The sequence below is a fragment of the Streptomyces sp. NPDC017993 genome, from assembly GCF_044328065.1.
GTDB lineage: Bacteria > Actinomycetota > Actinomycetes > Streptomycetales > Streptomycetaceae > Streptomyces.
The window spans coordinates 19,628-45,165 of record NZ_JBIRGO010000003.1 but is presented as its reverse complement, the minus strand read 5'-3'; the positions used below and the strand labels follow the sequence as shown (position 1 = coordinate 45,165).

Here is a 25,538-nt window from a genome sequence, read left to right as displayed (position 1 = left end):
CGGCGGAGAAGGCGCTACGGGCGGCCGGGAGGCATGCGGCAGCGGCACCCCCTCCCTTTCGGGCTCCACTGCTGGCAGGATCCCGCCCATGGTCTCCGCACTCCCCCGCGCCGCCGGCCGCCGGGCGCTCCAGCTGATACTCGCGGCACTGGTCGCGCTCGGCATGCTGCTGTGGTGGCTGCTGTCGACGGGAGCGGAGCCCTCCCCCGGCGGGAAGGTGACGCTGGCGACCGGGGTGCCGACGGGGGTGTACGCACGCTATGGGGAGCTGCTGAAGCAGGACCTGGCCCGCGACATGCCGGAGGTCGACCTGCGGCCGGCGCGCAGCGAGGGGTCGATCGACAACCTGCGGCAGTTGGTCGCCGGGCGCGCGAAGTTCGCGATCGCGACGGCGGACGCGGTGTCTACGTACCGCAGCAGGGGCGAGCCGGGCGCCGAACGGCTACGGGCCTGCGCGCGGCTGTACGACGACTACATGCAGCTGGTCGTGCCGAAGGACTCCAAGGTCCGTTCGACCAAGGACCTGCGCCGGCTGCGGGTCGGCGTCGGGGCGGACAGCTCGGGCGTACAGCTGATCACCCGGCGGCTGCTGGAGGCGGCCGGGCTGGACTTCGACAAGGACATCGAGCCGGTGCGGGTCGGCATCGACCGGATGCCGGGGCTGCTGGAGCGCGGCGAGCTGGACGCCTTCTTCTGGTCGGGCGGGCTGCCGACCACGGCGGTACAGCGCCTTGCGCAGCGGTTCCCGGTGCGCCTGGTGCAGCTCGGGGACCTGAGCCGGGCGCTGCACCGGCAGGGCGAGCGCACCCGCTACTACCGGGCGGCGGTGATGCCCGCGGACGCCTATCCGCGGGTGCAGGACGGGCAGGCGGTGAAGACCATCGCGGTGGCCAATCTCCTGGTGACGACGGACCGGGCGGATGCCGCGCTGACCGAGGGCATCACCCGGACCGTCATCGACAGCCGCGACCGGATCGGGCGGGAGGTGCACGCCGCGCAGAAGGTGGACCTGCGGACGGCGGTGTTCACCGATCCGCTCGCGCTGCATCAGGGCGCCCGGCGCTATTACGTGTCGGTCAAGCCCTGACGAGGCGCTGCGGGGTCAGCTCCGCGGCGTCCCGGCGGAGCGGCGGGCGGGCCTGCCGCGGCGGGGACGGCGCCGGCCGCCGTTGTCCGTGGCGCCGGGCCCCGACGGGGCGGGCGCGGCGGCCACGATCGGAACGCCGTTGGGCGTCCGGGCGCCGGTGATCCGTATCAGCTCGGTGTCTCCGGGAGCGACCTCGGCGGTGCCGGGGGTGATCCGCGCCTGCCGCATCAGCCGGGTCATGTCCCGGCGCTGGCCGGGCGTGACGAGGGTGACGACGGTGCCGGACTCGCCGGCCCGTGCGGTGCGGCCGCCGCGGTGCAGGTAGTCCTTGGCCTCGGTCGGCGGATCGACGTTGACGACCAGGTCGAGGCCGTCGATGTGGATGCCGCGGGCGGCGACGTTGGTGGCGATCAGTGCCGAGGCGTGGCCGGTGCGGAACTGCTCCAGCGTGCGGGTGCGCTGCGGCTGGGACTTGCCGCCGTGCAGCGCGGCGGCGCGTACGCCTTGGGCGAGCAGGTGCTTGGTGAGCCGGTCGGCGCCGCGCTTGGTGTCGACGAACATGATCACGCGGCCCTCGCGCGCGGCGATCTCGGTGGCGGTGGCGCGCTTGTCGACGTCGTTCACGTACAGGACGTGATGGTCCATGGTCGTGATCGTCGCGGCCGACGGGTCGACGGAGTGGGTCACCGGGTCGGTCAGGAAGCGGCGCACCAGCTTGTCGACATTGCGGTCGAGAGTGGCGGAGAACAGCATGCGCTGACCGTTCGGGTCGACCTTCTCCATCAGCCGGGTCACCTGCGGCAGGAATCCCATGTCGGTCATCTGGTCGGCCTCGTCGAGGACCGTGACGGTGACCTGGTCGAGCTTGCAGGCGCGGCGGTCCAGCAGATCGGCGAGCCGGCCGGGGGTGGCGACCAGCACCTCGGTGCCCTTGCGCAGGGCCTCGACCTGACGGGTGATCGAGGTACCGCCGACGACGGTGGCGGTACGCAGGTCCAGCGCGGCCGCGTACGGCGCGAGCGCGTCGGAGACCTGGCCGGCCAGTTCGCGGGTGGGCACGAGCACCAGGGCCAGCGGGCGCTTGCTCACGGCGCGCTTGCCGGCGGTGCGGTGGAGCATCGCGAGCCCGAAGGCGAGGGTCTTGCCGGAGCCGGTGCGGCCGCGGCCGAGCACGTCCCGGCCCGCGAGGGTCGCGGGGAGGGTGGCGGCCTGGATGGGGAACGGCTCGGTGACACCCTGCGCGCGCAGCGCGGAGAGGAGGGCCGGTGCCAGCGGCAGCTCGTCGAAGGAGCCGGCGGGCGTGGGGGGAGACGTCGGTTGGGGCGTCTGCGGGGCGGCGCTCTGTCGCGGTGCGGTCGCTCGTGTCACTGAATGCCCTTCAGGAGAGGCAGTGGTGGGTCGTCACGATCTCGCACTCTCCCGCGGGCTGACACTCGGCGGCCGAGGGGACGGGGGGATGCGGTGGTCCTCGCCGGACGGCCGGGGCGTGGCGTCGCGCATCGGCGGACGGACCGCGCGGCCTCGGGCACCGCGGACCCGTCGTGATCCGTACGTCACGCTCCGGCGTCCGTACACACGGAACGGGGCCCGCACCGGCTGGCGGTGCGGGCCCCGTCCGCGAGACGCGGGGTGCGTCAGGCGGGGACGATGTTCTCCGCCTGCGGGCCCTTCGGGCCCTGGGTCACGTCGAACGAGACCTTCTGGCCCTCCAGCAGCTCACGGAAGCCCTGAGCCTGGATGTTCGAGTAGTGGGCGAAGACGTCCGGGCCGCCGCCGTCCTGCTCGAGGAAGCCGAAGCCCTTTTCCGAGTTGAACCACTTCACGGTGCCAGTAGCCATGTTTTTCTCCTTCATGGGGCAAACCGGAGACCGCACTTCGCGGACTCCATGTCGCCGAGATGATGGCCCAACACCGGAAAGGTCCGGAAAACAATGAACGCCCGGGGCTACAAGCCTCCGGGCGCACACAAAGTTCATGGGTACCACAACTGCAACGCTGTTCACGTTAGCACAGATTCCGCCGGTGATGCCGCGAATGCCCTGGTGGCCGGGCGGGACAAGGGTTCACGGTGCGTTGCGCGGCACGGTGACGGTGACCCGGAGACCGTGCGGCGGGTGCGGAGCGAAGGCGAGGGTGGCGCCGCCCGCGGCGAGAAGCGCGCGGGTGATCGACAGACCCAGCCCGGACCCGGAGACGTTCTGGTGGCGGCCACTGCGCCAGAAGCGGTCGCCGACCCGTGCCAGCTCGTCGTCGGTCAGTCCGGGACCGCGGTCGGCGACGGTGACACGGACGCTCTCGCCGTCCGCGGCGACCGCCACGGTGACCGGCTCGCCGGGCGGGGTGAACTTCAGGGCGTTGTCGACGACGGCGTCGAGCGCGCTGGAGAGGGCGACCGGGTCGGCCCAGCCGGTGACCGCGCTGTGCCCCTCGTACGTCAGCCGGACGCCCTTGTCGTCGGCCAGCGGGCGCCAGGAGCCGACGCGTTCGACGGTCAGCGCGGCGACGTCGGTGAGCTGGAGGTCGGCGGGGGTGTGTTCGGCGAGGGCCAGGTCGAGGAGGTCGTCGAGGACGTGCGCCAGGCGCTTGCCCTCGGTGCGGACCGAGGCGATCTCCTCGTTGCCTTCGGGGAGTTCCAGGGCCAGCAGTTCGATGCGGAGCAGGAGCGCGGAGAGCGGGTTGCGCAGCTGGTGGGAGGCGTCGGCGACGAAGGCGCGCTGCTGTTCCAGGACGTCTTCGACGTTGTCCGCCATCTCGTTGAACGAGCGGGCCAGGCGGCGCAGTTCGGGTGGGCCCGCGGTGGCGGCGACCCGGGACTTCATCCGGCCGGTGGCGATGTCGTGGCTGGCCGCGTCCAGCACCCGCACCGGCCGCAGCACCCAGCCGGTGAGGCGGAAGGCCGCGGCGACGGCGAGGAGCATGGCCGCGCACACACCCGCCGCGATGGTCAACCAGCCGTCCACGATGTGCGAACGCATCTGCGCGGTGGGCGAGTCGGTGACGACGACCGCGACCACGTCGCCGTCCCGGATGACGGGCGAGGCGACGGGGATGCGGCCGTCGCGGTCCCAGGGCCAGATCTGGCGCGGGTCGTGGCTGCGGCGGCCGGCCAGCGCCTCGCGGAACGCCTGGGCGCCTTCGCGGTCGCGGGGCACCGGCAGGTCACCGGGGGCCGCGGCCATCGGGGTGTGATCGCGGTAGAAGACGCCGGCGCGGATGCCGTAGAGATCGTGGTAGCGGGCCAGCTCGGAGCGCAGGGTGTTGCGCCGCTCGTCCGCGTCGGGGCTCTTGACCGCGGTGTCGGATTCGGGGCGGGCGGTGACGAACTGGGCCAGGGAGGCGAACCGCGCGGCGTCGTCGATCCGGTCGACGACCACCCGCTGCTGCTCCACCCGGGCCGTGATGACGCCCAGCGGGATGCCGAGCGCGAGCAGCACACCGGCCATGAGGACGATGAGGAGCGGAAGGAGTCGGGTGCGCACGTGCTCGCGGCGGCCTTCAGGACGCCGGCGAGGCGGGCGGCGGGCCCGGAGCGGCGGGGGCGGGGACGACCAGGCGGTAGCCGACGCCGCGGACGGTCTCGATCAGCGCGGGCAGCCGCAGTTTCGCGCGGAGCGAGGCGACGTGCACCTCCAGGGTCCGGCCGGTGCCCTCCCAACTCGTGCGCCACACCTCGCTGATGATCTGCTCCCGGCGGAAGACCACGCCCGGGCGCTGGGCGAGGAGTGCGAGCAGGTCGAACTCCTTACGGGTGAGCGGGACCGTGGTGCCGTCCACGGACACCTGGCGGGTGGCGAGTTCGACGTTGACCGGGCCGAGCCGCAGCCCGTCGCCGTCGGCGCTCTCCTCGGCCTGCTGGTCGGCGCCGCCGGAGGCGTTGCGCCGGCTCACCGCGTGGATACGGGCCAGCAGTTCGCCGGTGTCATAGGGCTTGACGACATAGTCGTCGGCACCGAGATTGAGGCCGTGGATGCGCGAGCGGACATCCGACCGCGCGGTGACCATGATGACCGGGATGGCACAGAGCTTGCGGATGCGGCCGCACACCTCGAAGCCGTCCTGGTCGGGCAGGCCGAGGTCGAGGAGCACCACGGCGAACGGCTCCGCGTCCTGGGGGAGCAACGCCTGCAGGGCCTCCTCGCCGCTGCGCGCGTGCACGACCGCGACGCCGTGCTTGGCGAGCACCGCGGACAGGGCCGCGGCGACATGATCGTCATCCTCGACGAGCAGCAGTCTCATCGGCCTCCTCCTCGGTTTTCGTGCGTACAGGCCACAGGGCATCTACGGCGATAGGTGGTGTGCGCGTCAAGAGGAGGCCACCCCCGCGACGCCATCCGTTACCCAGCCGGTACGCCGGGGGCAAACCGGCACCGGACACGCACCGTCGTGGGTCTTTCACCCAGTGTGTCCCTTTGCGGCCGGATCGTTATGCTCAATTTCCCCTCAGATGTAATGACGCTGGTCGCAGGCCGTTACTAGGGTCCTCCACAACCGAGGAGGACGGAGCTACACGCCGATGAGCGAAGTATCGGTGACCAAGAACGCCGAGGGTCCCACGCCGGCCGGGGATCAGCTGGTCGTGCTGGACAACGTGAACAAGCACTTCGGCGCGCTGCACGTGCTCCAGGACATCGACCTGACGATCCGCCGCGGCGAGGTCGTCGTCGTGATCGGACCCTCGGGGTCCGGCAAGTCGACGCTCTGCCGCACGATCAACCGCCTGGAGACCATCGACACCGGCAGCATCAGCATCGACGGCAAGGCACTGCCGCAGGAGGGGCGTGAGCTGGCGCGGCTGCGCGCCGACGTGGGCATGGTCTTCCAGTCCTTCAACCTCTTCGCGCACAAGACGGTGCTCGAGAACGTGATGCTGGGGCAGACCAAGGTCCGCAAGACGGACAAGGCGGCCGCGGAGCAGAAGGCCCGCGCTCTCCTGGACCGGGTGGGCGTCGGCACGCAGGCGGACAAGTACCCCGCCCAGCTGTCCGGTGGCCAGCAGCAGCGCGTGGCGATCGCCCGCGCGCTGGCGATGGACCCGAAGGTCATGCTCTTCGACGAGCCGACCTCCGCGCTGGACCCGGAGATGATCAACGAGGTGCTGGAGGTCATGCAGCAGCTCGCCCGGGACGGCATGACGATGGTCGTCGTCACCCACGAGATGGGCTTCGCCCGCTCCGCGGCAAACCGCGTCGTCTTCATGGCGGACGGTCGCATCGTCGAGGAGGCCGAGCCGAACCAGTTCTTCAACAACCCGCGCAGCGACCGGGCGAAGGACTTCCTGTCGAAGATCCTTCACCACTGAGGCCGTAGTTGGGCCACGATGATTGCCAACACTTGTTGAACCAAAGGATGTTCACCATGAGGATTCGTAAGACGGCCGCTGCGGGTGCGGTGGTGCTCGCTCTGGCGGCGACGGCGACCGCGTGTGGCGGCGAGTCGGGTACGGCCGGCGACAAGCCCGCCGGTGGCGATCTCTTCAGCGGCACGTACAAGGCCGCCTCGGCGCCGAAGATCGACTCGGCGGTGCTGAAGAAGGCCCAGAAGGCCAAGAAGATCACCATTGGCGTCAAGGCCGACCAGCCGTTCCTCGGCTTCAAGGACCCGGCGACCGGGAAGTACTCCGGTTTCGACATCGAGATCGCCAAGATGGTCGCGGCCGACCTCGGTTTCTCCGAGAAGCAGATCACCTTCAAGACGATCGACTCCAACGTCCGTGAGACCACCATCTCCAACGGCTCGGTGGACTTCTACGTCGGTACGTACACGATCAACGACGAGCGCAAGAAGCAGGTCGGCTTCGCGGGCCCGTACTACACGGCCGGCGCGGACCTCCTGGTGCGCAAGGACGACAAGGCCATCAAGGGCCCGGACTCCCTCAAGGGCAAGAAGGTCTGCTCGATCGTCGGCTCCACTCCGCTCCAGGAGATCAAGAAGCTGAAGTACGGCGCCGACACCAACGAGCAGTCGAAGTACTCCGACTGCGTCAAGCTCCTGCTGGACGGCGCTGTGGACGCGGTCACCACCGACGACGCGATCCTCAAGGGCTACGCCGCCCAGCGGCCCGAGAAGCTCAAGGTGGTCGGCAAGCCGTTCACCAAGGAGCCCTACGGCGTCGGCATGGACAAGGACGACAAGGCCCTGCGCGACGCGATCACCGACGCGCTGGAGAACCACATCAAGAACAAGGACTACGAGAAGGCGTACGAAGGCACGCTCGGCAAGTCGGGCTCGTCCTACGTCGCCCCGGAGACGCCGCTGCCGCGCTACTGAGGCGCCCGCGCACATCTCCGACTGCGCCGCCCCGTACGCCCGCCGCGGCGGGCGTACGGGGCGCGCTGTCTTCCGGCCCGCACCGACGGCCCCGCGCCGACGCACGCACCGCCCTCTTCCCGCCGTCGACCTGACCGCTACCGCGGAGACCCCATGAACGTACTCCTCGATTATCTGCCCGAGTTCCGCGACGGATTCCTCGGAACCCTGGCGATCACCGCGTCCAGCGCGCTGCTCGCCCTGGTACTCGGCGTTCTCATAGCCGGTTTCCGGGTCTCTCCGATCCCGCCGCTGCGCGCTTTCGGGACGGCCTGGGTCACGGTGCTGCGCAACACGCCGCTGACGCTGCTCTTCCTCGTCGCGTTCTTCGTCGTTCCCCAGATCCTCTTCCAGGGGGCGAGCCCGTACATCCTCGCCACTCTGGCCCTCGGCTTCTACACCTCCTCCTTCGTGTGCGAGGCGGTCCGGTCCGGTATCAACACCGTGCCGCTCGGCCAGGCCGAGGCCGCCCGCAGCATCGGCATGACGTTCACCCAGACGCTGCGCGAGATCGTGCTCCCGCAGGCCACGCGCACCGTTCTGCCGCCGCTGAGCAGCATTTTCATCGCGCTGACGAAGAACTCCGCGATCGCCGGAGCGTTCGGCTACAGCGAGCTGTTCAACGTCTCCAAGCTGCTGAACGACAAGGGGTACGAGATCGCCTGGATCTTCCTGTGGACCGCGCTCGCCTACCTCGTCATCACCTTCGCCATCAGCGGTCTCTTCCGGCTGGCGGAGCGCCGGATGGGGGTCGCCCGATGAGCGGACGTGACAGGCGGAACAGCATGACGTGGATGCCACGCGCAGGCGGGGCGGAACAGAGCGAGGTAAGGGCATGAGCGGCGCCAGCGTTCTCTACGACGTACCGGGACCGAAGGCGAAGGTACGCAACCGCTTCTACACCGTCCTCGGCTCCCTCGCGGTGCTCTCGCTGATCGCGTTCGCGTTCATGCGGCTGAGCGCCAAGGGCCAGCTCGAGCCCGAGGTGTGGAACATCTTCAACAACGCCGGCGTGCGGGCCAACATCCGCGACGGCGTGGTGACGACACTGTCCGTCTTCGCGGTCGCGGCGGTCCTGTCGCTGGTCCTGGGCGTGCTGCTCGCGGTGGCGCGGCTGTCCGACCACAAGCCGGTCCGCTGGCTGGCGACCGGCTTCATCGAGCTTTTCCGCGCCGTCCCGCTGCTGATCACGATCTACGCGCTGTGGGTCATCCTCCTCAGCAACCGCGAGAGCCTGGGCCTGTCCGGCAGCGAGCCGCAGTTCTGGGCACTGGTCATCGGCCTGACGATCTACAACGGCTCGGTGCAGGCCGAGGTGCTGCGGGCCGGCATCAACTCCGTGCCCAAGGGGCAGAGCGAGGCCGCCTACGCACTGGGCATGAGCAAGACGCAGGTCATGACGACCGTGCTGATCCCGCAGGCCGTCCGCGCGATGCTGCCGACGATCATCAGCCAGCTCGTGGTGACCCTGAAGGACACCTCCCTCGGATACATCATCACGTTCGAGGAGCTGCTCTACACGGCCCGCCTGATGAGCACCAACATCATCGTCAACGGCAACGACACCTACGTGCCGGTCATCATCGTCATCGGCAGCATCTACGTCGCGATGTGCCTGGCGCTGTCCGCCCTGGCGAACTGGATCGAGCGGCGCGGCCGCCGGGCCAAGACCGGCATCGGGGTGACCGAGGCCGGTGAGCCGGTGACGGCCTCCGACGCCATGGAAGTCCATGACGCGATCCCCGGCGGGCCGGTCGACAAGAAGGACTGACGGTACGACAGACTGTCCCCGGACTGCTCGAAGGCGGCGGCGCACGTGCCGCCGCCTTTGGTCACTTGACGGGGACGGCCGCAATGGGTTGCATACGCTGTGTGATCACGCACCGGGCTCCAACTGCCAGTTCCCGCACGCCCCGTAAGCACCGACGGACTCAGGGAGCCACGCCGTGGACCCGGTGATCGTCGTCGGGGCAGGCCCGGTCGGCCTCTCGCTCGCCCTTTCCCTCGCCCGCCTCGGCGTCCCCTCCGTCGTCCTCGACGAGACCACCGGCCAGGAGGACACCCGGCCCGCCCGCACCGCCGTGCTCCGCCAGGAGACCGCGGAATTCGTCGCGCGCCTCGGCTGCGCCGACACTCTGGAGACGGCGGGCACCCGCTGGACCGCCTGGCGCACGATGCACCGCCGCCGGCTGCTGGAGCGTGTCGCCTTCGACCACCGGGCCCCCGGCGACGCGCCCTCCCCCGTCCACCTCCCCCAGCACTCCCTGACCCGCGCGCTGCGCGCCGCCCTCGCCCGCGAGAAGCTCGCCGAGATCGTCACCGGCAGCCGACTGGCCGAGCTGGAGCAGGACGAGCGCGGTATCAGCGCCCACACCCGCGGGCCCAACGGGACGTGGTGGCGCGGCAGTTACCTCATCGGCTGCGACGGCCCGCGCTCGACGGTCCGCAAGCTGCTCGACATCCGCTTCCCGGGCCGCACGGCCGTCGAACGGCACGCCGTCGCCGCGCTGCGCACCGACCTGCCCTGGCCGGGCGAGGCCCTGCTGCACCGCTCGCCGACCCGGCACGGCGGGCCCCGTGGTGAGGTCTCCGCCCGCCCGCTGGCCGACGGCGTGTGGCGGCTGGACTGGCTGCTGCCGCCCGGGCGTGAGCTGGTCACCCCGGACGCGCTGGTCGCCAGGATCCGCGACTCCCTGGCCGGGTGGGCCAACGAACCGGTGACCGGTCCTGACGGCGTCACCGCGGCCGCGCACGCCACCCCGCACTCCCGAGGGCGCGGCCACGGTCGGATCGTCCCCCCGTACGAGCTGCTCGACACCGGCGTCCACACCGTCCACCACCGCCTGGCGCGGCGCTGGCGGCTGGGCCGTGCCTTCCTCGCCGGTGACGCTGCGCATCTGCTGGGCGCGCTCGGGACCCAAGGGCTGGACGAAGGGCTGCGGGACGCCGAGAACCTTGCCTGGAAGCTGGGCCTGGCCTGGCACCAGGGCGCTTCCGAGACGCTGCTGGACAGCTACCAGGCGGAGCGGCGGGGATCGGTCGCGGCGCGGCTGCGCGCAGCCGACCAGGTGCTGCCGCTCCTTCGGGAAGGCGGCGGAGCCCGCTGGCGGAGCATGCTGCCGGGCGGCGCGCGCGGGCGCGGCGCGATGCTGACGGACGGGCATCTGGGCCGCGGCCCACTGGGCGCACCCCCGGCGTACGCCCGTTCCCCTCTCGCGCCGACCGCCGAGCAGGCCGCGGGCACGCCCGTCGGCACCCTGCCGGGAGCGCCGGTCACCGACGTCCCGGTGACCGCGTCGGACGGCTCGGTCGTCCAGCTGCGTGACCGCCTGGGCCACGGGCTGCTGGCGGTCCTGGTGGCGCCCGGTACCGGCGTCTGGGACCGGCGGCACTGGAAGTCCGCGGGCCTGATGCCGCGGCTGACCGGCACCGTCTCCGGGCTGCCGATGCCGGCCGAGGTCCTGGTCACCGAGTCCTACCCGGGTGCTCCGGCACACACCGTTCTGCTCGTACGGCCCGACGGCCACCTCGTCACCGCCCTGTCCGGCGTCCGGCCGGAGGAGCTGTACGCCTGCGCGGACGCCGTGCGGGGCGGGGCCGACGGCCGGGAGGGGATGCGGCAGCTGCCACGGCCGTCCGGTGCGCCCGAGGGGACCGAGGCGGGCGGGGAGAGCGGCGCCGCCGCGGGCCCGGACGGTGCCGACGAGGGCACGGCGCCCGGGTCCGGCTCCGCGCACGACGCGCTTCCGGCTGTTGACCGTGCGGGAACACACATGCTTCACTCCGAGGGTGACTGATCACGGCTCGCGATTCTGGCGGAGGGTCCATCTGGACCTGGTCCGCTATGCGGGCTGCATGTGTAGTCCGTCCTTCTGATTCGCCTTTCCTTCCCGCGCGGCCCCTCGTCAGCTCCTGGCGGCCGCGCCTCTTCGCGATCACCCAGGACGGTTTCCGTGCCCGACGTACGTACCCCTGCGCGCCCGCATGCCGCCGGCAGTGACAGTGGCCCCAGCGCATCCGAGCTCCTCGACTTCGCCCGCCGCACCGCCACGGACAGCGCACTCGTCTCCTCGCTCCCCCTCGACCCCGAAGGCCGCACCTGGATCCGGCTGGACGGGCCCCGCGGCAGCGAGGCGTGGCTGATCGGCTGGCCGCCCGGCACGGGCACCGGCTGGCACGACCACGGCGGCTCGCGCGGCGCCTTCGCGGCGGCCGGCGGTGAACTGACCGAGCAGTCGCTCGCGGTCCAGCTGCCCACCGAGGGCTGGAAGACCCTGGAACTCGCCGACGGCGTGGACCGGGAGCGCACGCTCAGCGACGGAGGGGGCCGTGCCTTCGGCCCGCACCATGTCCACCAGGTGCTCAACCTCTCCCACGACACCCATGCGGTGTCGGTGCACGCCTACTACCCGCCGCTGCCGCTGATGCGCCGTTACAGCCGGACGGGGCCGGTGCTGCGCCTCGAAGAGGTCGAGAGCCCCGAGGAGTGGGAGTGAACGCCCGGCTGACGAGGGGCCTGCGGCTGCGGATCGCGAGTGGCCCGAGGGTGCGGGAGCCGTTGCCGGTGACCGGCCTGGCACGTCCGGCCGACCGGTTTTCGCCGGCCGGACCGGGGGTTGGTCGGGCGCGAGGCACCGGAGGCATGAGAGGAGTGTGGGCGGGATGAGCGCCATCGACGAGCTGCTGGACAAGGCACGGGAAGAGCTGGAGCGCGTCAGCCCCGGGGAGGCCGCCGCGGTGCAGGAAGCCGGCGGGCTCTTGGTGGACATCCGCTACGCGGCTCTGCGGGAGCGCGACGGCACCATTCCCGGAGCGCTCATCGTCGAGCGCAACGAGCTGGAGTGGCGGCTCGACCCGACGGGCGACCACCGCGCCCCGGAGGCGACCCATCACGCCCTGCCCGTCGTGGTGATCTGCAACGAGGGCTACGCGTCGAGCCTCGCGGCCGTCTCCCTGCGCCAGTTGGGCCTGCACCGCGCAACCGACCTGACCGGCGGCTTCCAGGCATGGCGGGCAGCGGGCCTGCCGGTGACGACCTGAGATCCGGCGGCGAGCTGCGGGCAGGGTCACGCCGGGCGGGAGTCTGACGCGTTCGGGACACCGGACGATCGCGGACGATGACGGGTGCTCGGGGCGCCCTGGGCGGCGCCCCGCCGCTGCGGCCCCGGCCCCCTGCTCGCCTGCTCGCTCGTCTCCGGCGAACTGGCCGGGGGTCGGTCTCCGGCCGGACTGAGGTATCCGTCGACCGGGATCAAGTGTCCCACGGGCCGGGGCTCAGATGTCCGGCAGATGCTGGTCCAGGAGTTCCGGGTCTTCGCCTTCCTCTTCCAGGGCCTGGCGGACGACGCGGAGGGCGAGACCTTCCGAGTAGCCCTTGCGGGCCAGCATCGCGGCCAGTCGGCGGAGGCGCTTTTCCCGGTCCAGCCCTCGCGTCGTGCGGAGCTTGCGGTCGACCAGGGCGCGGGCGGTGGACGCCTCCTGTTCGGAGTCGAGGCGGCCGACGGCCTCGTCGATCAGGGCGGAGTCCACGCCCTTGGTGCGCAGTTCGCGCGCGAGGGCGCGTCGGGCCAGCCCTCGGCCGTGGTGGCGCGATTCCACCCAGGCGTCGGCGAAGGCCGCGTCATCGATGAGCCCGACATCCTCGAAACGGGACAGCACCTCCTCCGCGGCCTCCTCGGGGATGCCCCGCTCATGCAGGGCGTCCCCGAGTTGCTTGCGCGTACGCGGGCTTCCGGTGAGCAGGCGCAGACATATGGCCCGTGCCTGCTCCTCGGGCGTACGCGGCGGTTCCGTCCCGGCCCTCGGCGAGCCCGGGTCTCCCCCACCGAAGGCAAGGGCGGAACCACCGCCCTTCTTACGGCCCCTGCGGCCGTTACGGTTCTCGGCGTCGCCCGCAGCGCTGCTGGTGTCGTCCTCGCTGCCCGGCCATTCCGTTCGCCGCGTCATGGCGGACTAGCTTTTGGCCGCGGTGGCCTTGGAACCCTTGGCGGCCTTGGCCGCCGGTGCCGGAACCGCGGCGGCCGGGTCGGCCACCACCCCCGCGGCATCCGCGCCGGGCTCCGCGGCCGGGTCCTGCGGCTTCACACCGATGCCGAGCTTCTCCTTGATCTTCTTCTCGACCTCGTTGGCGAGGTCCGGGTTGTCCTTGAGGAAGTTGCGGGCGTTCTCCTTGCCCTGGCCGAGCTGGTCGCCTTCGTAGGTGTACCAAGCGCCGGACTTGCGGATGAAGCCGTGGTCCACGCCCATGTCGATCAGGCCGCCCTCGCGGCTGATGCCCTGGCCGTAGAGGATGTCGAACTCCGCCTGCTTGAAGGGCGGAGCGACCTTGTTCTTGACGACCTTGACGCGGGTGCGGTTGCCGACCGCGTCGGTGCCGTCCTTGAGGGTCTCGATGCGGCGGATGTCGAGGCGCACGGAGGCGTAGAACTTCAGCGCACGGCCACCGGTCGTGGTCTCCGGCGAGCCGAACATCACGCCGATCTTCTCGCGGAGCTGGTTGATGAAGATGGCGGTGGTCTTGGACTGGTTGAGCGCGCTGGTGATCTTGCGCAGGGCCTGGCTCATGAGCCGGGCCTGGAGGCCGACGTGGGAGTCGCCCATCTCGCCCTCGATCTCGGCCCGCGGCACCAGGGCGGCGACGGAGTCGATGACGATGAGGTCGAGCGCTCCGGAGCGGACCAGCATGTCCGTGATCTCCAGGGCCTGCTCGCCGTTGTCCGGCTGGGACAGGATCAGGGCGTCCGTGTCCACGCCGAGCTTCTTGGCGTACTCGGGGTCGAGTGCGTGCTCGGCGTCGATGAACGCCACGGAGCCGCCGGCCTTCTGGGCGTTCGCCACGGCGTGCAGCGTCAGGGTCGTCTTACCGGAGGACTCCGGGCCGTAGACCTCCACCACGCGGCCGCGCGGGATACCGCCGACGCCCAGCGCCACGTCGAGCGCGGTCGAGCCGGTGGGGATGACCTCGATGGGTTCGTTGGGCCGCTCCCCCATGCGCATCACGGCGCCCTTGCCGAATTGCCGTTCAATCTGTGCGAGAGCGGCGTCGAGCGCCTTCTCGCGGTCAGTGCCTGCCATGGGTTCCACCCGATTTGCTTGAGTCGATCGCTTCACGTCCATGACGCTAACGCCTGCCACTGACAATGCGCCCGGACCCGGCCCCAGCCTGTGGATAACTCCCGGAAAGCTCCGGACACAGGTCGGATCTCCCATGAGAATGGATGTTCGATTTTGGTGTCAAGCGCACCACTCGTGCCCCCGGCGCCGGGGAGGCCCCCTCCTCGGGAGCCACGGCCGCCCCGACGACCGCCCTCAGCGATCGTTCTCGGGGCCGCCCTCACCGCGCCCCTGTTCACCGCCCGGCCCTTCGCCGTCCGTCTCTTCGCCGCGGGCGTCCTGACCGCCCTCGTCCGGGGTCGGCTCCTCCGCGGCACGCCCCTTCACTTCCCTGTCCCCCTGGTCCAGGTGCGCCCCGCCCGGGCCCTTGCGCCAGTCCTCCAAGGGGGCGGCCGGCTGCTTGGCGTGCAGGGTGCGCCGGGCCCGCGCGAGCACCCGCGCGCCCCGCCTGCGGCCCCCGCCTCCTCGGACCCGCGGATCGTTGGTGACCTCGTACCGCTTGACGTACGCGCTCAGGAACGCCTGCAGCGTCGCGGTGGCCGGGATGGCGATCAGCGCGCCGACCACTCCCATCAGCGCCGTGCCCGCGACGACCGAGCCGAAGGCGACGGCGGGGTGGATATCGACGGTCTTCGCGGTGATCCGGGGCTGGAGGAGGTAGTTCTCGAACTGCTGGTAGACGACCACGAACCCGAACACCCACAGGGCGTACCAAGGGTTGACGCTGAACGCGATCAGTATCGGCAGCGCGCCCGCCAGATACGTGCCGATGGTCGGGATGAACTGCGAGACCAGGCCCACCCACATGCCCAGCGCCGGGGCGTACGGCACGCCGAGGATCTCCAGTAGGACGTAGTGCGCGACGCCCGAGATCAGTGCCATCAGGCCGCGGGAGTAGAGATATCCGCCGGTCTTGGCGACCGCGATCTCCCAGGCGCGCAGCACCTCCGCCTGCCGGCTGGGCGGGAGGACGGAGCACAGCGCTCGGCGCAGCCGCGGGCCGTCGGCGGCGAAGTAGAACGAGAACAGAGCGACCGTCAGCAGGTTGAACAGACTGCCGAGCACCGTCGCGGAGACAGCGAGGACGTTGTTGGCGCTGTCCTGGACGTACTTCTGCAGCCAGTCGGACCTGAGGAGGTTGTTCTGCACCTCGACCCGCGAGAGGTGGGTGTGGAAGGTGGCGTTCATCCACTTGATGACGGAGTCCAGATAGTGCGGGAACTCCTCGACCATCGTGGCGATCTGACCGGCGAGCATGGAGCCGAGCAGGGTGAAGAAGCCGGCGGTGATGACGAGAACCCCGATGAACACCGATCCCGTGGCGAGCCCGCGCCGCACGCCGCGGGCCGCCATCCAGTCGACGGCGGGTTCGATGGCCAGCGCGAGGAAGAACGCGATCAGCACGTTCAGCAGAAGGGTGATCAGCTGGTGGAAGGCCCAGCTGGCGAGCTGGAAGCAGGCCACGAGAGCGAGAGCGAGCAGCATGGCGCGCGGCAGCCAGCGCGGCATCCGGGCGCCATACCGGCCCTCGGGCCGTGGGTCATCGTTGCTGGTGATCTCATCTGTCGCGGGCACGGCCCAAGTGTCGCGCACGGGTACGACACTGCAGGGGCTGCCCCGCGCATTCGTCCGAGATGCCCGCCCCCTGGGCGCGCTTCAGCCGGCCCGGGGCTGACGCGAGTGGGCCACGGCCGCAGCGGCCCGGTTCACCGTTTGTCGTAGGGCACATCCATCGTCGAGCAGACCGCCCGCCACACCTCTTTGGCGCTCCAGCCCGCGTCGAGCGCCTCGTGGACCGTCCGGCCGCCGAGGTCGGACATCACGTGATCGCGCGCGAAGGAGTCGGCGTACGCCGCACCGAAGTGATCCGCCATCCGCTGCCAGAAGACCGTCAACCGCATGCTCCCAGTATCCCGCCCTGGGAGTGCAGCCGTGCACGAGCCGCTGTCACCGGGCGGTGTGGGCTCTACGGTCGGGCCATGGCCGAAAACTCAAGCCCCTCCTCGACCCCTGTGGCGCATGCCGAGCGCTTCATCTGGCTGACCGCCCGGGTGCTCGAACAGCGGCTCTTCGAGTACCACTTCCTGGGCGGCGGTGCGGACGCGGTGGAGACCGCGCTCGCCGCGTACCGCAATGGCGACGACGGCTACGGCCACGCCCTGGAGCCGGATCTGCGCGGCCCGGTCAGCCAGCCCCTGCACACCGCGCACGCCCTGGCTGTCCTGGACCGCATCGGGCGTTGCGACGGCCGCCAGGTGGAGCACATCTGCCGCTATCTGACGCGCATCTCGACCCCGGAGGGCGCCCTGCCGGCGCTGCACCCGTCCATCCGCGGATATCCGGCCGCGCCGTGGATCCCGGTGGTCGACGATCCGCCGAGCGCCCTGCTGGCGACCGGGCCGGTGGTGGGTGTGCTGCACCGTAACGAGGTGTGGCACGCCTGGCTGTTCCGGGCCACGGACTACTGCTGGGCCGCCGTGGAGTCGCTGGACAAGACCCACCCGTACGAGCTGGAGGCCGCGGTGGCCTTCCTGGACGGCGCCCCGGACCGCCCGCGGGCGGCGGCCGCGGCACAGCGCCTCGGCAGGCTCGCACGGGAGCAGGGGCTGGTCCTGTTGGACCCCGCCCGTGCCGAGGACGTCCCCGTGGCGGAGGGGTACGGCCCCGGGGAGCACCACCTGGCGTACGACTTCGCCCGCAGGCCCGACTCGGTGGCGCGCCGGTGGTTCAGCGACGCGGAGATGGACCGGGCACTGGACCATCTGGGCTCGCTCCAGGAGGAGGACGGTGGCTGGCCGCTGAACTGGCGGACCTGGGCTCCGGGCACGGCCCTGGAGAGCCGCCCGATGGTGACCCTCAATGCCCTGCTCACACTGCGGGCGTACGGCCGGCCCCTCGGCTGACGCGCGGACGGACTGCCTGTCCCGCCTCCGCCGCGGTCACCCTCCCAGGGCCCGCACGCCCGCGGTGACGACCACCGCGACGCCGATGACGAGGAGGAACGGCGCCCGCAGGACGAGCGCGAGGGCCGCGGCGGCGACACCTGCCACCTTGGCGTCGAGCAGCAGATGCTGCCCGTCGCTGAAGGTCTGCTGCGCGGTGAGCGCGGCCAGCAGGGTGACCGGCAGGAGGGCGGCGAGCCGCTTGACGAGCGGGCGTTCCAGAAGGCCCCGAGGCGCCGCGAGGCCGAGGAACTTGACCAGGTAGCAGCCGACGGCGGTGGCGCCGATGGCGATCCAGACGCTCATTTCGGGTCCTCCTCCGTGTCGGCACGGCTGTCGCTGCCGCGCCCCTGAGGTGCGTGCGGCGCGGCGGGGGCTTCGGTGTGCGCGGACTTCGTCTGTGCCCGGCGCCCCTCCAGGAAGAGGACGACGGGTGCGGCGAGCGCCGCGAGGAGGACCGGCACGCCCGTGGGCAGGACGGGCGTCGTCACCATGACCAGCACGACGGCGAGGCCGGCCGACGCGCGTTCGACGGTGGTCTTGAGCATCGGGGCGAGCAGCGCCAGGAAGACCGCGGGGCCGGCCGCGTCCAAGCCCCAGGCGGCGGTGTCCCCGAGCGCCTCGGCGCCGAGGGCGCCGCCCAGGGTGGTGAGGTTCCACAGGACGTACAGGGTCAGCCCGGTGACGGTGAACCCGAGCCGGGCGCTGCGCCGATCGGGCTGGGCCAGGGCGACGGCCGAGGTCTCGTCGATGACCCAGTGGGCGGCGAGTGGCCGGACGGACGCCCGGTAGCCGAGCACCGCGGACAACCGCAGCCCGTAGAAGGCGTTGCGGGCGCCCAGGAAGAACGCGCCGGCGGCTGCGGTGAGCGGGTTGCCGCCCGCGGCCAGCGCGCCGACGAGGGCGAACTGCGAGGCCCCGGTGAAGACCAGCAGGCTGAGCGCGCAGGTCTGGAGGATGCTGAGGTGGGCCCCGGCCGCGGTCACCCCGAAGGCGAAGCCGGAGAGGCCCACGGCGACGCCGACGCCGAGAGCGTCCCTGATGACGGCGGAGTCCGGTGTGGCAGGCCGCGGCTCCGCCCGGTCCGGGGTGCGTATGTCTGTCTGTTCTGGCACACCCGGGACGTTAGGTGAATGCGCGGCCCGGGGTCTTGTACGTTCTTGCGCCGACGGCCCGCCCCGCGCGTTCTCTGCGGTACGCGCCGGGCGGTACGCCGACGATCCGGGTGAAGTGGCGGTTGAGGTGTGGCTGGTCGGTGAAGCCGACGGTCAGGGCCGTCTCGGCGGGCGCGCTGCCCGCCTCCAGGAGACGGCGGGCCCTGCGCACCCGGGCGTCGGTGAGCCAGGTGTGCGGCGGCATGCCGTAGACGTGCTTGAAGGCCCGCAGCAGCGCGAACGGGCTGGTCCCCAGCTCCGTCGCCAGCTTCTCCAGGGAGGGCGGATCGGCCATCCGCTCCTCCAGGACGGTCTTGGCCCGGACGGCGGCGCGGGCGCCCGCCGTGCGGGGTGTGCGCGTCGGGAGGGGGCCGCCGTAGCTGCGCAGCAGCCGGGCGACGGCGATCCGCAACAGGCTGTCGGCGGCCAGGGCGTTGCCGGCTTCCGCGGCCCGGTGGATCCCGGTGATCATGCCGCCGAGGTGCGGGTCCACGGCGACGGTCTCGGTGAACCCGGCCGTGCCGCGCAGGGCGGTGGTCTCCTCGGCGATCTCGGAGACGAGCCCGGCCGACGGGTAGAGCGTGGAGTAGGCCCAGCCTTCGGGGACGCCGGCGCGTGCGGTGTGCGCGACCTCCGGATTGATCATGATGACGCCGCCGTGGCCGGCCCGGATCACGCCGGACGGGAGCCCGACCTCCTCGACCCCGTCGGTGACCGCGCAGACGACATAGCCGTCGTGGGCGTGCCGGGGGAAGGAGTGCCGGACGTAGCGGGCGCGCAGCAGCTCCAGACCGGGCAGCTCCGGATAGGCCCAGTGGCGTGCCCATTCGCCGTGCGAGCGGGGCGTGGCCGCCGCGCCGGACCGGCCGTACTCCGAGGCGGTGCCGCCTTCGCTGCCCATGGCCATGGCTCCATTCTGCGCCTGCGGTGCCGCGTCCGACCTGGTGGTCCGCAGCATGGACGGACTCGCACGGGTTCGTCGGGGAGAGCGGGTCCGCGGGCGATACGCCCCCTGCGGAGCACAGCGGCGCGGCGCCCGCCCGCCGCGTCCGGCCGCATTGTCAGTGGTGCGGTGCACGATGGAGAACATGGCCAAGGCAGCGCTCGACTCCTTCTCCCCCGCGACCCGCGGCTGGTTCTCCGGGGCCTTCAGCGCGCCCACCGCGGCGCAGGAGGGCGCGTGGCGGGCCATCGGGGAGGGCTCCGACGTCCTCGTGGTGGCGCCCACGGGCTCCGGCAAGACCCTCGCCGCCTTCCTGGCCTCGCTGGACGCCCTGGCGAGCACGCCCCCGCCGGCCGAGCCGAAGAAGCGCTGCCGGGTGTTGTACGTCTCGCCGCTGAAGGCGCTCGCCGTCGATGTCGAGCGCAATCTGCGCAGTCCGCTGACGGGCATCCGCCAGGAGTCGGTGCGTCTCGGGCTGCCCGAGCCGGACATCACGGTGGGCATCCGCTCGGGCGACACCCCGCCCGCCGAGCGCCGCTCGATCGCCAACCGCCCGCCGGACATCCTCATCACGACCCCCGAGTCGCTGTTCCTGATGCTGACGTCCTCGGCCCGGGAGGCGCTCGCGGGCGTCGAGACGGTGATCCTGGACGAGGTGCACGCCGTCGCCGGCACCAAGCGCGGCGCGCATCTGGCGCTCTCCCTGGAGCGGCTGGACGAGTTGCTGGACCGCCCGGCCCGCCGGATCGGCCTGTCGGCGACGGTCCGGCCGGTGGAGGAGGTCGCCCGCTATCTGTCGCCGCAGCGGCGGGTGGAGATCGTCCAGCCGCCGTCCGGCAAGCGTTTCGACCTCTCGGTGGTCGTCCCGGTGGAGGACATGGGCGAGCTGGGCGGCTCCCCCGTCCAGGAGGGCGAGACCGGGGAGAAGCCGTCCATCTGGCCGCAGGTCGAGGAGAAGATCGCCGACCTCGTCCAGGCCCACCGCTCCACGATCGTCTTCGCCAACTCCCGCCGGCTGGCGGAGCGGCTGTGCAACCGCCTCAACGAGATCGCCTACGAGCGGGCCACCGGCGAGGCCATGCCCGAGGCGCACTCCCCCGCGGAGATCATGGCCGAGGCCGGTGCCGCCAAGGGCGCGCCCCCGGTGCTCGCCCGCGCCCACCACGGCTCGGTCTCCAAGGAGCAGCGCGCCCAGGTGGAGGAGGACCTCAAGGCCGGCCGGCTGCCGGCCGTGGTGGCGACCTCCAGCCTGGAGCTGGGCATCGACATGGGCGCGGTGGATCTGGTGGTCCAGGTCGAGTCGCCCCCGTCGGTCGCCTCCGGTCTGCAGCGGGTGGGCCGCGCCGGCCACCAGGTCGGCGCGGTGTCGACGGGCATCGTGTTCCCCAAGTACCGCGGCGACCTGGTGCAGGCCGCCGTGGTCACGGAGCGGATGCGTACGGGCGCCATCGAGGCCCTGCGGGTGCCCGCCAATCCACTGGACGTCCTCGCCCAACAGATCGTGGCGATGACCGCGATGGACACCTGGGACGTGGAGGAGCTGCTGGCCGTCGTCCGCCGGGCGGCGCCGTTCGCCGCGCTCCCCGAGTCGGCGTTCACGGCGGTGCTGGACATGCTCGCCGGGCGCTATCCGTCCGACGCCTTCGCGGAACTGCGCCCACGTCTGGTGTGGGACCGCGTCGCCCGGACGGTGACGGGCCGCCCCGGGGCGCAGCGGCTGGCCGTCACCTCCGGTGGCACGATCCCCGACCGCGGTCTGTTCGGCGTCTTCCTGGCGGGCGGCGACTCCGGCAAGGGCGGTGGCGGGCGCCGGGTCGGTGAGCTGGACGAGGAGATGGTCTACGAATCCCGCGTGGGCGACGTCTTCACGCTCGGTACGACGTCCTGGCGCATCGAGGACATCACCCGCGACCGCGTCCTCGTCACGCCCGCACCCGGCGTCCCCGGCCGGCTGCCCTTCTGGAAGGGCGACCAGCTCGGCCGTCCCCTGGAGCTGGGCCGTGCGCTCGGCGCGTTCCTGCGTGAGGTCGGCTCGCTCGCCCCGGAGGAGGCCCGCACCCGGCTCGCGGCGGCGGGCCTCGACGACTGGGCGACCGCCAATGTGCTGAGCTATCTCGCCGAGCAGAAGCAGGCATGCGGTCACGTCCCGGACGACCGCACCATCGTCGTCGAACGGTTCCGTGACGAACTGGGCGACTGGCGGGTCGTCATCCACTCCCCCTTCGGCGCGCAGGTGCACGCCCCGTGGGCGCTGGCGCTCGGCGCTCGCCTCTCCGAGCGCTACGGCATGGACGCCCAGGTGATGCATGCCGACGACGGCATCGTGCTGCGGCTGCCGGACGCCGACCTGATGGGCCTGGACCTCCTCGACGGCGGCTTCGACGCGGGCGCCGACCCCGGCCTCGCCGCCCGGGGCACGGAATTCGACCCGGAGCAGTCGCCCGTGGGCGCCTCGGACGTGGTCTTCGACCACGGAGAGGTCGACCAACTCGTCACCGACCAGGTCGGTGGCTCCGCGCTGTTCGCCTCCCGGTTCCGCGAATGCGCCGCCCGCGCCCTGTTGCTGCCGCGCCGCAGCCCCGGCAAGCGCACCCCGCTGTGGCAGCAACGCCAGCGTGCGGCGCAACTCCTCCAGGTGGCGAGCGAGTTCGGGTCCTTCCCGATCGTGCTGGAAGCCGTCCGCGAATGCCTGCAGGACGTCTTCGACGTACCGGGTCTGACGGAGCTGATGGGTGATGTCGAGGCGCGCCGGGTGCGCCTGGTGGAGGTCACCACCCCCGAGCCGTCGCCGTTCGCCCGCTCACTGCTCTTCGGCTATGTCGCCCAGTTCCTGTACGAGGGCGACTCCCCGCTGGCCGAGCGGCGCGCCGCCGCACTGTCCCTGGACTCCCGGCTGCTGGCCGAGCTGCTGGGGCAGGCCGAGCTGCGCGAGCTGCTGGACGCCGAGGTGCTGGCCGAGCTGGAGCGCGAGCTGCAGTGGCTGACGGAGGACCGCCGCGTCAAGGACGCGGAGGGCGTCGCCGACCTGTTGCGGCTGCTCGGGCCGCTGACCGACACCGACCTGGTCGAGCGCGGTGCGGATCCGGCGTGGCCCAGGGAGCTGGCCTCGGCCCGCCGGGCCATCACGGTGCGGATCGCCGGCGCCGACCACTGGGCCGCGGTCGAGGACGCCGGACGCCTGCGCGACGCCCTGGGGACGGCCCTGCCGGTCGGTGTGCCGGAATCGTTCACCGAGCCGGTCAAGGACCCGCTGGGCGACCTCCTCTCCCGCTACGCCCGCACCCACGGCCCCTTCACCTCGGAGCAGGCGGCCGCCCGCTTCGGCCTGGGCACGGCCGTGACCGACGGCGCGCTGCACCGCCTGGCCGCCGCGGGCCGTGTCGTCCAGGGTGAATTCCACCCGGCCGGCATCGGTCAGGAGTGGTGCGACGCGCAGGTGCTGCGCAGGCTGCGCCGCCGCTCGCTGGCCGCGCTCCGCGAGGAGCTGGAGCCGGTGCCGCCGGCCGCGCTCGCCGCCTTCCTCCCCCAGTGGCAGCACGTCACCGCGCCGGGCGGCCCCGGCCGGAGTTCCGGTGGCGGCTCGCACGGCCTGCGCGGTATCGACGGCCTGGTCCGCGCCATCGAGCAGCTCCAGGGCGCCCCGGTCCCCGCGTCCGCCCTGGAAAAGCTGGTGCTGCCGTCCCGCGTCGGCGACTACACCCCCGCCATGCTGGACGAACTCACCGCCACCGGCGAGGTGTTGTGGTCCGGCGCCGGCGCGCTGCCGGGCAAGGACGGCTGGCTCTCCCTGCATCTCACGGACTCCGCCCCGCTGCTGCTCCCTGCCCCGCTCCCCCTGGAACTCACCGCGCTGCACGAATCGGTCCTGACCGCCCTCGCTCCCGGGTACGGCCTGTTCTTCCGGCAGATCGCCGACCAGATCCGCGCGACCACCCACCCCGAGGCCACCGACCCGCAACTCGCCAATGCGCTCTGGGATCTGGCCTGGTCCGGGCGGCTGACCAACGACACGCTCGCCCCGCTGCGCGCCCTCCTCGGCTCGGGCCGCACGGCCGGCTCGACCGCCCACCGCGCCCGGCGCGCCGTCCCCCGCGGCCGGTACGGCTCCCTGACCGCGGCGACCGGCCGTACGGGGCGCCCCACCGCATCGCGCTCCGGGCCGCCCACCGTCGGCGGTCGCTGGTCCCTGCTCCCCGCCCTCGAACCGGACGCCACCCACCGTGCCCATGCGCTGGCGCGTACGCTCCTGGACCGGCACGGCATCGTCACCCGCGGGGCGGTCGCCGCGGAGGGCGTCGAGGGCGGTTTCTCCGCCGCGTATCGGGTACTGGCCGTGTTCGAGGAGTCCGGGCAGGCCCGCCGCGGGTACGTCGTGGAGGGGCTGGGCGCCGCACAGTTCGCGATGGACGGCGCGGTCGACCGGTTGCGCGCGGTCAACACCCAGCGGGAGCGCACGGCGGACGATGCCCTGCCGGACGGGAGTGCGGGGCAGTCCCGCCGCGGCGGGCCGCAGCGCGCCGTGGTCCTGGCCGCCGCCGATCCGGCCAACGCCTACGGCGCCGCCCTCCCGTGGCCCGACCCGCCCGAGGGCTCGACGCACAAGCCCGGCCGCAAGGCGGGCTCCCTCGTCGTCCTCGTCGACGGCGAACTGACGCTCTACATGGAGCGCGGCGGCAAGACCCTGCTGATCTGGCCGCTCGGCGACGATCCGGCCGGCGCCGGGACCGACGCCCGCGTCCAACCCGCCGTCGCGGCGCTCACCGAGGCCGCCCGCGCCGGCGCGCTCGGCACCATCACCACCGAGCGCATCAACGGCACCGCGGCCCTCACCTCGCCCTACGCCCCCGTCCTGGAGGCCGCCGGCTTCCACCCCACCCCCCGGGGAATGCGGCTGCGCGGCTGACGAGCCACCCGAGCCCCCGACCCCCGATCGCCACGACCCCTACGGCGCTACGGCACTACGGCACGGCCACGGCCAGTCCAGCCGGCGACACCCCCCCCCCCCCCCGCCAGCAACACGCCCCCAGCCGCCCCACCCGTCCGCCCGCGCACCAGCAGCCGGACCCCGGGCACGAAGACCACCGCCCGTTCGTCCGCCCGATGCCCGATCCGCCCTCGGGGCCCCGCTCCCCGGCATGATGGATCCATGCCCGAAGGCGACACCGTCTGGCGTCTGGCCCAGCGCTTGCACGACGCGCTGGCCGATCACCCGCTGACCCGCTCCGACCTGCGCGTCCCCCAACTCGCGACGGTGGATCTGACCGGCCGCACGGTCCTCGGCGTGCTCCCCCGCGGCAAGCACCTCCTCACCCGAGTCGAGGGCGGCCTCACCCTGCACTCCCATCTGCGGATGGACGGCGCCTGGAAGATCTACCGACCGGCCGAGCGCTGGCGGGGCGGCCCGGCCCACCAGATCAGGGCGATCCTCGGCACCGCGGAGCACACCGCCGTCGGCTACCGCCTCCCCGTCCTGGAACTGCTGCGCACCGCCGACGAGTCCCGGGTCGTCGGCCACCTCGGGCCCGACCTCCTCGGCCCCGACTGGGACCCGGCCGAAGCCCTGCGCAGACTGCTCGCCACCCCCGCACGCCCACTGGGCGAAGCCCTGCTCGACCAGCGCAATCTCGCCGGTATCGGCAACGTCTACAAATGCGAGCTGTGCTTCCTCCTGCGCGCCTCGCCATGGCTCCCCGTCGGCGAGCTCCCCGACCCCGAGCGCGCCATCACGCTCGCCAAGAAGCTCCTCGAGGCCAACAAGCAGCGCCCGGCACGCGTCACCACCCCCAGCGCCCGCACCGACCGCCGACTGTGGGTCTACGGCAGGGCAGGGCAGCCCTGCCGGCGCTGCGGCACCCCGATCCTCTCCGCCGACCAGGGGCCCGCCTCCGAGGAACGCGTCACGTACTGGTGCCCGGCCTGCCAACCGGAAGCAGCCGAGCCACCTCGCGGACCCGCTGCCCCTTGACACCCACGGCACCCGGCCGCGCAGATCC

23 protein-coding genes are annotated in these 25,538 nt (G+C 72.3%); 12 read left to right on the top strand and 11 right to left on the bottom strand.

Annotated elements, in window-relative coordinates; translation table 11 throughout:
* Nucleotides 1-88 precede the first annotated feature (88 nt).
* Nucleotides 89-1,087: a TAXI family TRAP transporter solute-binding subunit gene (locus ACH4FH_RS05585; RefSeq protein WP_398554452.1), complete on the top strand. Its 999-nt coding sequence runs from the start codon at nucleotides 89-91 to the stop codon at nucleotides 1,085-1,087.
* A gap of 15 nt (nucleotides 1,088-1,102) precedes the next feature.
* Here the strand turns inward: ACH4FH_RS05585 and ACH4FH_RS05580 are convergent, their stop codons facing one another.
* From ACH4FH_RS05580 to ACH4FH_RS05565, 4 genes are all read right to left on the bottom strand, one after another.
* A complete protein-coding gene (locus ACH4FH_RS05580) occupies nucleotides 1,103-2,455 on the bottom strand; it encodes a DEAD/DEAH box helicase (protein WP_398554451.1) in 1,353 nt (450 codons plus the stop codon).
* A 266-nt stretch (nucleotides 2,456-2,721) separates the two neighbouring features.
* Nucleotides 2,722-2,925, bottom strand: coding sequence for a cold-shock protein (locus ACH4FH_RS05575; RefSeq protein WP_398554450.1), 204 nt, complete (start codon nucleotides 2,923-2,925; stop codon nucleotides 2,722-2,724).
* A 225-nt stretch (nucleotides 2,926-3,150) separates the two neighbouring features.
* On the bottom strand, nucleotides 3,151-4,566 hold the full coding sequence (locus ACH4FH_RS05570) for a sensor histidine kinase (RefSeq protein WP_398554449.1): 1,416 nt from the start codon (nucleotides 4,564-4,566) through the stop codon (nucleotides 3,151-3,153).
* 16 nt (nucleotides 4,567-4,582) lie between these two features.
* Nucleotides 4,583-5,323 (bottom strand): response regulator transcription factor, encoded by a 741-nt coding sequence (locus tag ACH4FH_RS05565; protein WP_398554448.1) that lies wholly within the window; start codon nucleotides 5,321-5,323, stop codon nucleotides 4,583-4,585.
* 277 nt (nucleotides 5,324-5,600) lie between these two features.
* Here ACH4FH_RS05565 and ACH4FH_RS05560 point away from each other — a divergent pair, with 277 nt between their 5' ends.
* The 8 genes from ACH4FH_RS05560 (at nucleotide 5,601) to ACH4FH_RS05525 (ending at nucleotide 12,433) form a co-directional block, all read left to right on the top strand.
* Entirely contained in the window at nucleotides 5,601-6,386 is a 786-nt protein-coding gene (locus ACH4FH_RS05560; RefSeq protein ID WP_398554447.1) for an amino acid ABC transporter ATP-binding protein, read from the top strand.
* Nucleotides 6,387-6,442: 56 nt separating this feature from the next.
* Nucleotides 6,443-7,354, top strand: coding sequence for a glutamate ABC transporter substrate-binding protein (locus ACH4FH_RS05555; protein WP_398554446.1), 912 nt, complete (start codon nucleotides 6,443-6,445; stop codon nucleotides 7,352-7,354).
* A 153-nt stretch (nucleotides 7,355-7,507) separates the two neighbouring features.
* Entirely contained in the window at nucleotides 7,508-8,155 is a 648-nt protein-coding gene (locus ACH4FH_RS05550) for an amino acid ABC transporter permease (RefSeq protein ID WP_398554445.1), read from the top strand.
* Between the two features lie 73 nt (nucleotides 8,156-8,228).
* On the top strand, nucleotides 8,229-9,164 hold the full coding sequence (locus ACH4FH_RS05545) for an amino acid ABC transporter permease (RefSeq protein WP_398554444.1): 936 nt from the start codon (nucleotides 8,229-8,231) through the stop codon (nucleotides 9,162-9,164).
* A gap of 175 nt (nucleotides 9,165-9,339) precedes the next feature.
* On the top strand, nucleotides 9,340-11,190 hold the full coding sequence (locus ACH4FH_RS05540; RefSeq protein ID WP_398554443.1) for an FAD-dependent monooxygenase: 1,851 nt from the start codon (nucleotides 9,340-9,342) through the stop codon (nucleotides 11,188-11,190).
* Nucleotides 11,153-11,269, top strand: a complete 117-nt coding sequence (locus ACH4FH_RS05535; RefSeq protein ID WP_393893316.1) for a putative leader peptide — start codon at nucleotides 11,153-11,155, stop codon at nucleotides 11,267-11,269. The genes ACH4FH_RS05540 and ACH4FH_RS05535 overlap by 38 nt, the downstream gene beginning before the upstream one ends.
* Before the next feature lie 77 nt (nucleotides 11,270-11,346).
* Complete coding sequence (locus tag ACH4FH_RS05530) at nucleotides 11,347-11,889, top strand: cysteine dioxygenase (RefSeq protein ID WP_398554442.1); 543 nt, start codon at nucleotides 11,347-11,349, stop codon at nucleotides 11,887-11,889.
* A gap of 166 nt (nucleotides 11,890-12,055) precedes the next feature.
* Complete coding sequence (locus ACH4FH_RS05525; protein WP_398554441.1) at nucleotides 12,056-12,433, top strand: rhodanese-like domain-containing protein; 378 nt, start codon at nucleotides 12,056-12,058, stop codon at nucleotides 12,431-12,433.
* A gap of 234 nt (nucleotides 12,434-12,667) precedes the next feature.
* Here ACH4FH_RS05525 and recX read toward each other — a convergent pair whose 3' ends face one another.
* The 4 genes from recX to ACH4FH_RS05505 all read right to left on the bottom strand — a co-directional run bounded on the left by recX (nucleotide 12,668) and on the right by ACH4FH_RS05505 (nucleotide 16,407).
* Complete coding sequence (gene recX, locus ACH4FH_RS05520; protein ID WP_398554440.1) at nucleotides 12,668-13,339, bottom strand: recombination regulator RecX; 672 nt, start codon at nucleotides 13,337-13,339, stop codon at nucleotides 12,668-12,670.
* Nucleotides 13,340-13,345: 6 nt separating this feature from the next.
* Complete coding sequence (gene recA, locus ACH4FH_RS05515; protein WP_398554439.1) at nucleotides 13,346-14,467, bottom strand: recombinase RecA; 1,122 nt, start codon at nucleotides 14,465-14,467, stop codon at nucleotides 13,346-13,348.
* Nucleotides 14,468-14,701: 234 nt separating this feature from the next.
* Nucleotides 14,702-16,015, bottom strand: coding sequence for an AI-2E family transporter (locus ACH4FH_RS05510; RefSeq protein ID WP_398554777.1), 1,314 nt, complete (start codon nucleotides 16,013-16,015; stop codon nucleotides 14,702-14,704).
* A 197-nt stretch (nucleotides 16,016-16,212) separates the two neighbouring features.
* Nucleotides 16,213-16,407: a DUF3046 domain-containing protein gene (locus ACH4FH_RS05505; RefSeq protein WP_398554438.1), complete on the bottom strand. Its 195-nt coding sequence runs from the start codon at nucleotides 16,405-16,407 to the stop codon at nucleotides 16,213-16,215.
* Nucleotides 16,408-16,485: 78 nt separating this feature from the next.
* On the opposite strand from ACH4FH_RS05505, the gene ACH4FH_RS05500 reads away from it, so the two are divergent.
* Entirely contained in the window at nucleotides 16,486-17,409 is a 924-nt protein-coding gene (locus ACH4FH_RS05500; RefSeq protein WP_398554437.1) for a hypothetical protein, read from the top strand.
* A gap of 36 nt (nucleotides 17,410-17,445) precedes the next feature.
* On the opposite strand, the gene ACH4FH_RS05495 is transcribed toward ACH4FH_RS05500, so the two are convergent.
* The 3 genes from ACH4FH_RS05495 to ACH4FH_RS05485 are packed head-to-tail and all read right to left on the bottom strand — an operon-like array spanning nucleotide 17,446 to nucleotide 19,509.
* On the bottom strand, nucleotides 17,446-17,754 hold the full coding sequence (locus tag ACH4FH_RS05495) for an AzlD domain-containing protein (protein ID WP_398554436.1): 309 nt from the start codon (nucleotides 17,752-17,754) through the stop codon (nucleotides 17,446-17,448).
* A complete protein-coding gene (locus tag ACH4FH_RS05490) occupies nucleotides 17,751-18,563 on the bottom strand; it encodes an AzlC family ABC transporter permease (RefSeq protein WP_398554435.1) in 813 nt (270 codons plus the stop codon). The genes ACH4FH_RS05495 and ACH4FH_RS05490 overlap by 4 nt, the downstream gene beginning before the upstream one ends.
* 10 nt (nucleotides 18,564-18,573) lie before the next feature.
* On the bottom strand, nucleotides 18,574-19,509 hold the full coding sequence (locus ACH4FH_RS05485) for an AraC family transcriptional regulator (RefSeq protein ID WP_398554434.1): 936 nt from the start codon (nucleotides 19,507-19,509) through the stop codon (nucleotides 18,574-18,576).
* A 181-nt stretch (nucleotides 19,510-19,690) separates the two neighbouring features.
* Between ACH4FH_RS05485 and ACH4FH_RS05480 the strand changes: the two genes are divergently transcribed.
* Nucleotides 19,691-24,448 carry a DEAD/DEAH box helicase gene (locus ACH4FH_RS05480; protein ID WP_398554433.1) on the top strand — a complete coding sequence of 1,586 codons (4,758 nt, stop codon included), beginning with the start codon at nucleotides 19,691-19,693 and terminating at the stop codon, nucleotides 24,446-24,448.
* A gap of 243 nt (nucleotides 24,449-24,691) precedes the next feature.
* The gene (locus ACH4FH_RS05475) at nucleotides 24,692-25,510 is read left to right on the top strand and encodes a DNA-formamidopyrimidine glycosylase family protein (RefSeq protein ID WP_398554432.1); all 819 of its coding nucleotides are present in this window, start codon (nucleotides 24,692-24,694) and stop codon (nucleotides 25,508-25,510) included.
* Nucleotides 25,511-25,538: the final 28 nt, after the last annotated feature.

What these genes read in the sequence shown, in the direction of transcription:
- ACH4FH_RS05585 (WP_398554452.1), top strand. Translation starts at nt 89, where the DNA reads ATGGTCTCCGCACTCCCCCGCGCCGCCGGCCGCCGGGCGCTCCAGCTG.
- ACH4FH_RS05575 (WP_398554450.1), bottom strand. Translation starts at nt 2,925, where the DNA reads ATGGCTACTGGCACCGTGAAGTGGTTCAACTCGGAAAAGGGCTTCGGC.
- ACH4FH_RS05565 (WP_398554448.1), bottom strand. Translation starts at nt 5,323, where the DNA reads ATGAGACTGCTGCTCGTCGAGGATGACGATCATGTCGCCGCGGCCCTG.
- ACH4FH_RS05560 (WP_398554447.1), top strand. Translation starts at nt 5,601, where the DNA reads ATGAGCGAAGTATCGGTGACCAAGAACGCCGAGGGTCCCACGCCGGCC.
- ACH4FH_RS05555 (WP_398554446.1), top strand. Translation starts at nt 6,443, where the DNA reads ATGAGGATTCGTAAGACGGCCGCTGCGGGTGCGGTGGTGCTCGCTCTG.
- ACH4FH_RS05550 (WP_398554445.1), top strand. Translation starts at nt 7,508, where the DNA reads ATGAACGTACTCCTCGATTATCTGCCCGAGTTCCGCGACGGATTCCTC.
- ACH4FH_RS05545 (WP_398554444.1), top strand. Translation starts at nt 8,229, where the DNA reads ATGAGCGGCGCCAGCGTTCTCTACGACGTACCGGGACCGAAGGCGAAG.
- ACH4FH_RS05525 (WP_398554441.1), top strand. Translation starts at nt 12,056, where the DNA reads ATGAGCGCCATCGACGAGCTGCTGGACAAGGCACGGGAAGAGCTGGAG.
- recX (WP_398554440.1), bottom strand. Translation starts at nt 13,339, where the DNA reads ATGACGCGGCGAACGGAATGGCCGGGCAGCGAGGACGACACCAGCAGC.
- recA (WP_398554439.1), bottom strand. Translation starts at nt 14,467, where the DNA reads ATGGCAGGCACTGACCGCGAGAAGGCGCTCGACGCCGCTCTCGCACAG.
- ACH4FH_RS05510 (WP_398554777.1), bottom strand. Translation starts at nt 16,015, where the DNA reads ATGCCGCGCTGGCTGCCGCGCGCCATGCTGCTCGCTCTCGCTCTCGTG.
- ACH4FH_RS05505 (WP_398554438.1), bottom strand. Translation starts at nt 16,407, where the DNA reads ATGCGGTTGACGGTCTTCTGGCAGCGGATGGCGGATCACTTCGGTGCG.
- ACH4FH_RS05500 (WP_398554437.1), top strand. Translation starts at nt 16,486, where the DNA reads ATGGCCGAAAACTCAAGCCCCTCCTCGACCCCTGTGGCGCATGCCGAG.
- ACH4FH_RS05495 (WP_398554436.1), bottom strand. Translation starts at nt 17,754, where the DNA reads ATGAGCGTCTGGATCGCCATCGGCGCCACCGCCGTCGGCTGCTACCTG.
- ACH4FH_RS05485 (WP_398554434.1), bottom strand. Translation starts at nt 19,509, where the DNA reads ATGGCCATGGGCAGCGAAGGCGGCACCGCCTCGGAGTACGGCCGGTCC.
- ACH4FH_RS05480 (WP_398554433.1), top strand. Translation starts at nt 19,691, where the DNA reads ATGGCCAAGGCAGCGCTCGACTCCTTCTCCCCCGCGACCCGCGGCTGG.
- ACH4FH_RS05475 (WP_398554432.1), top strand. Translation starts at nt 24,692, where the DNA reads ATGCCCGAAGGCGACACCGTCTGGCGTCTGGCCCAGCGCTTGCACGAC.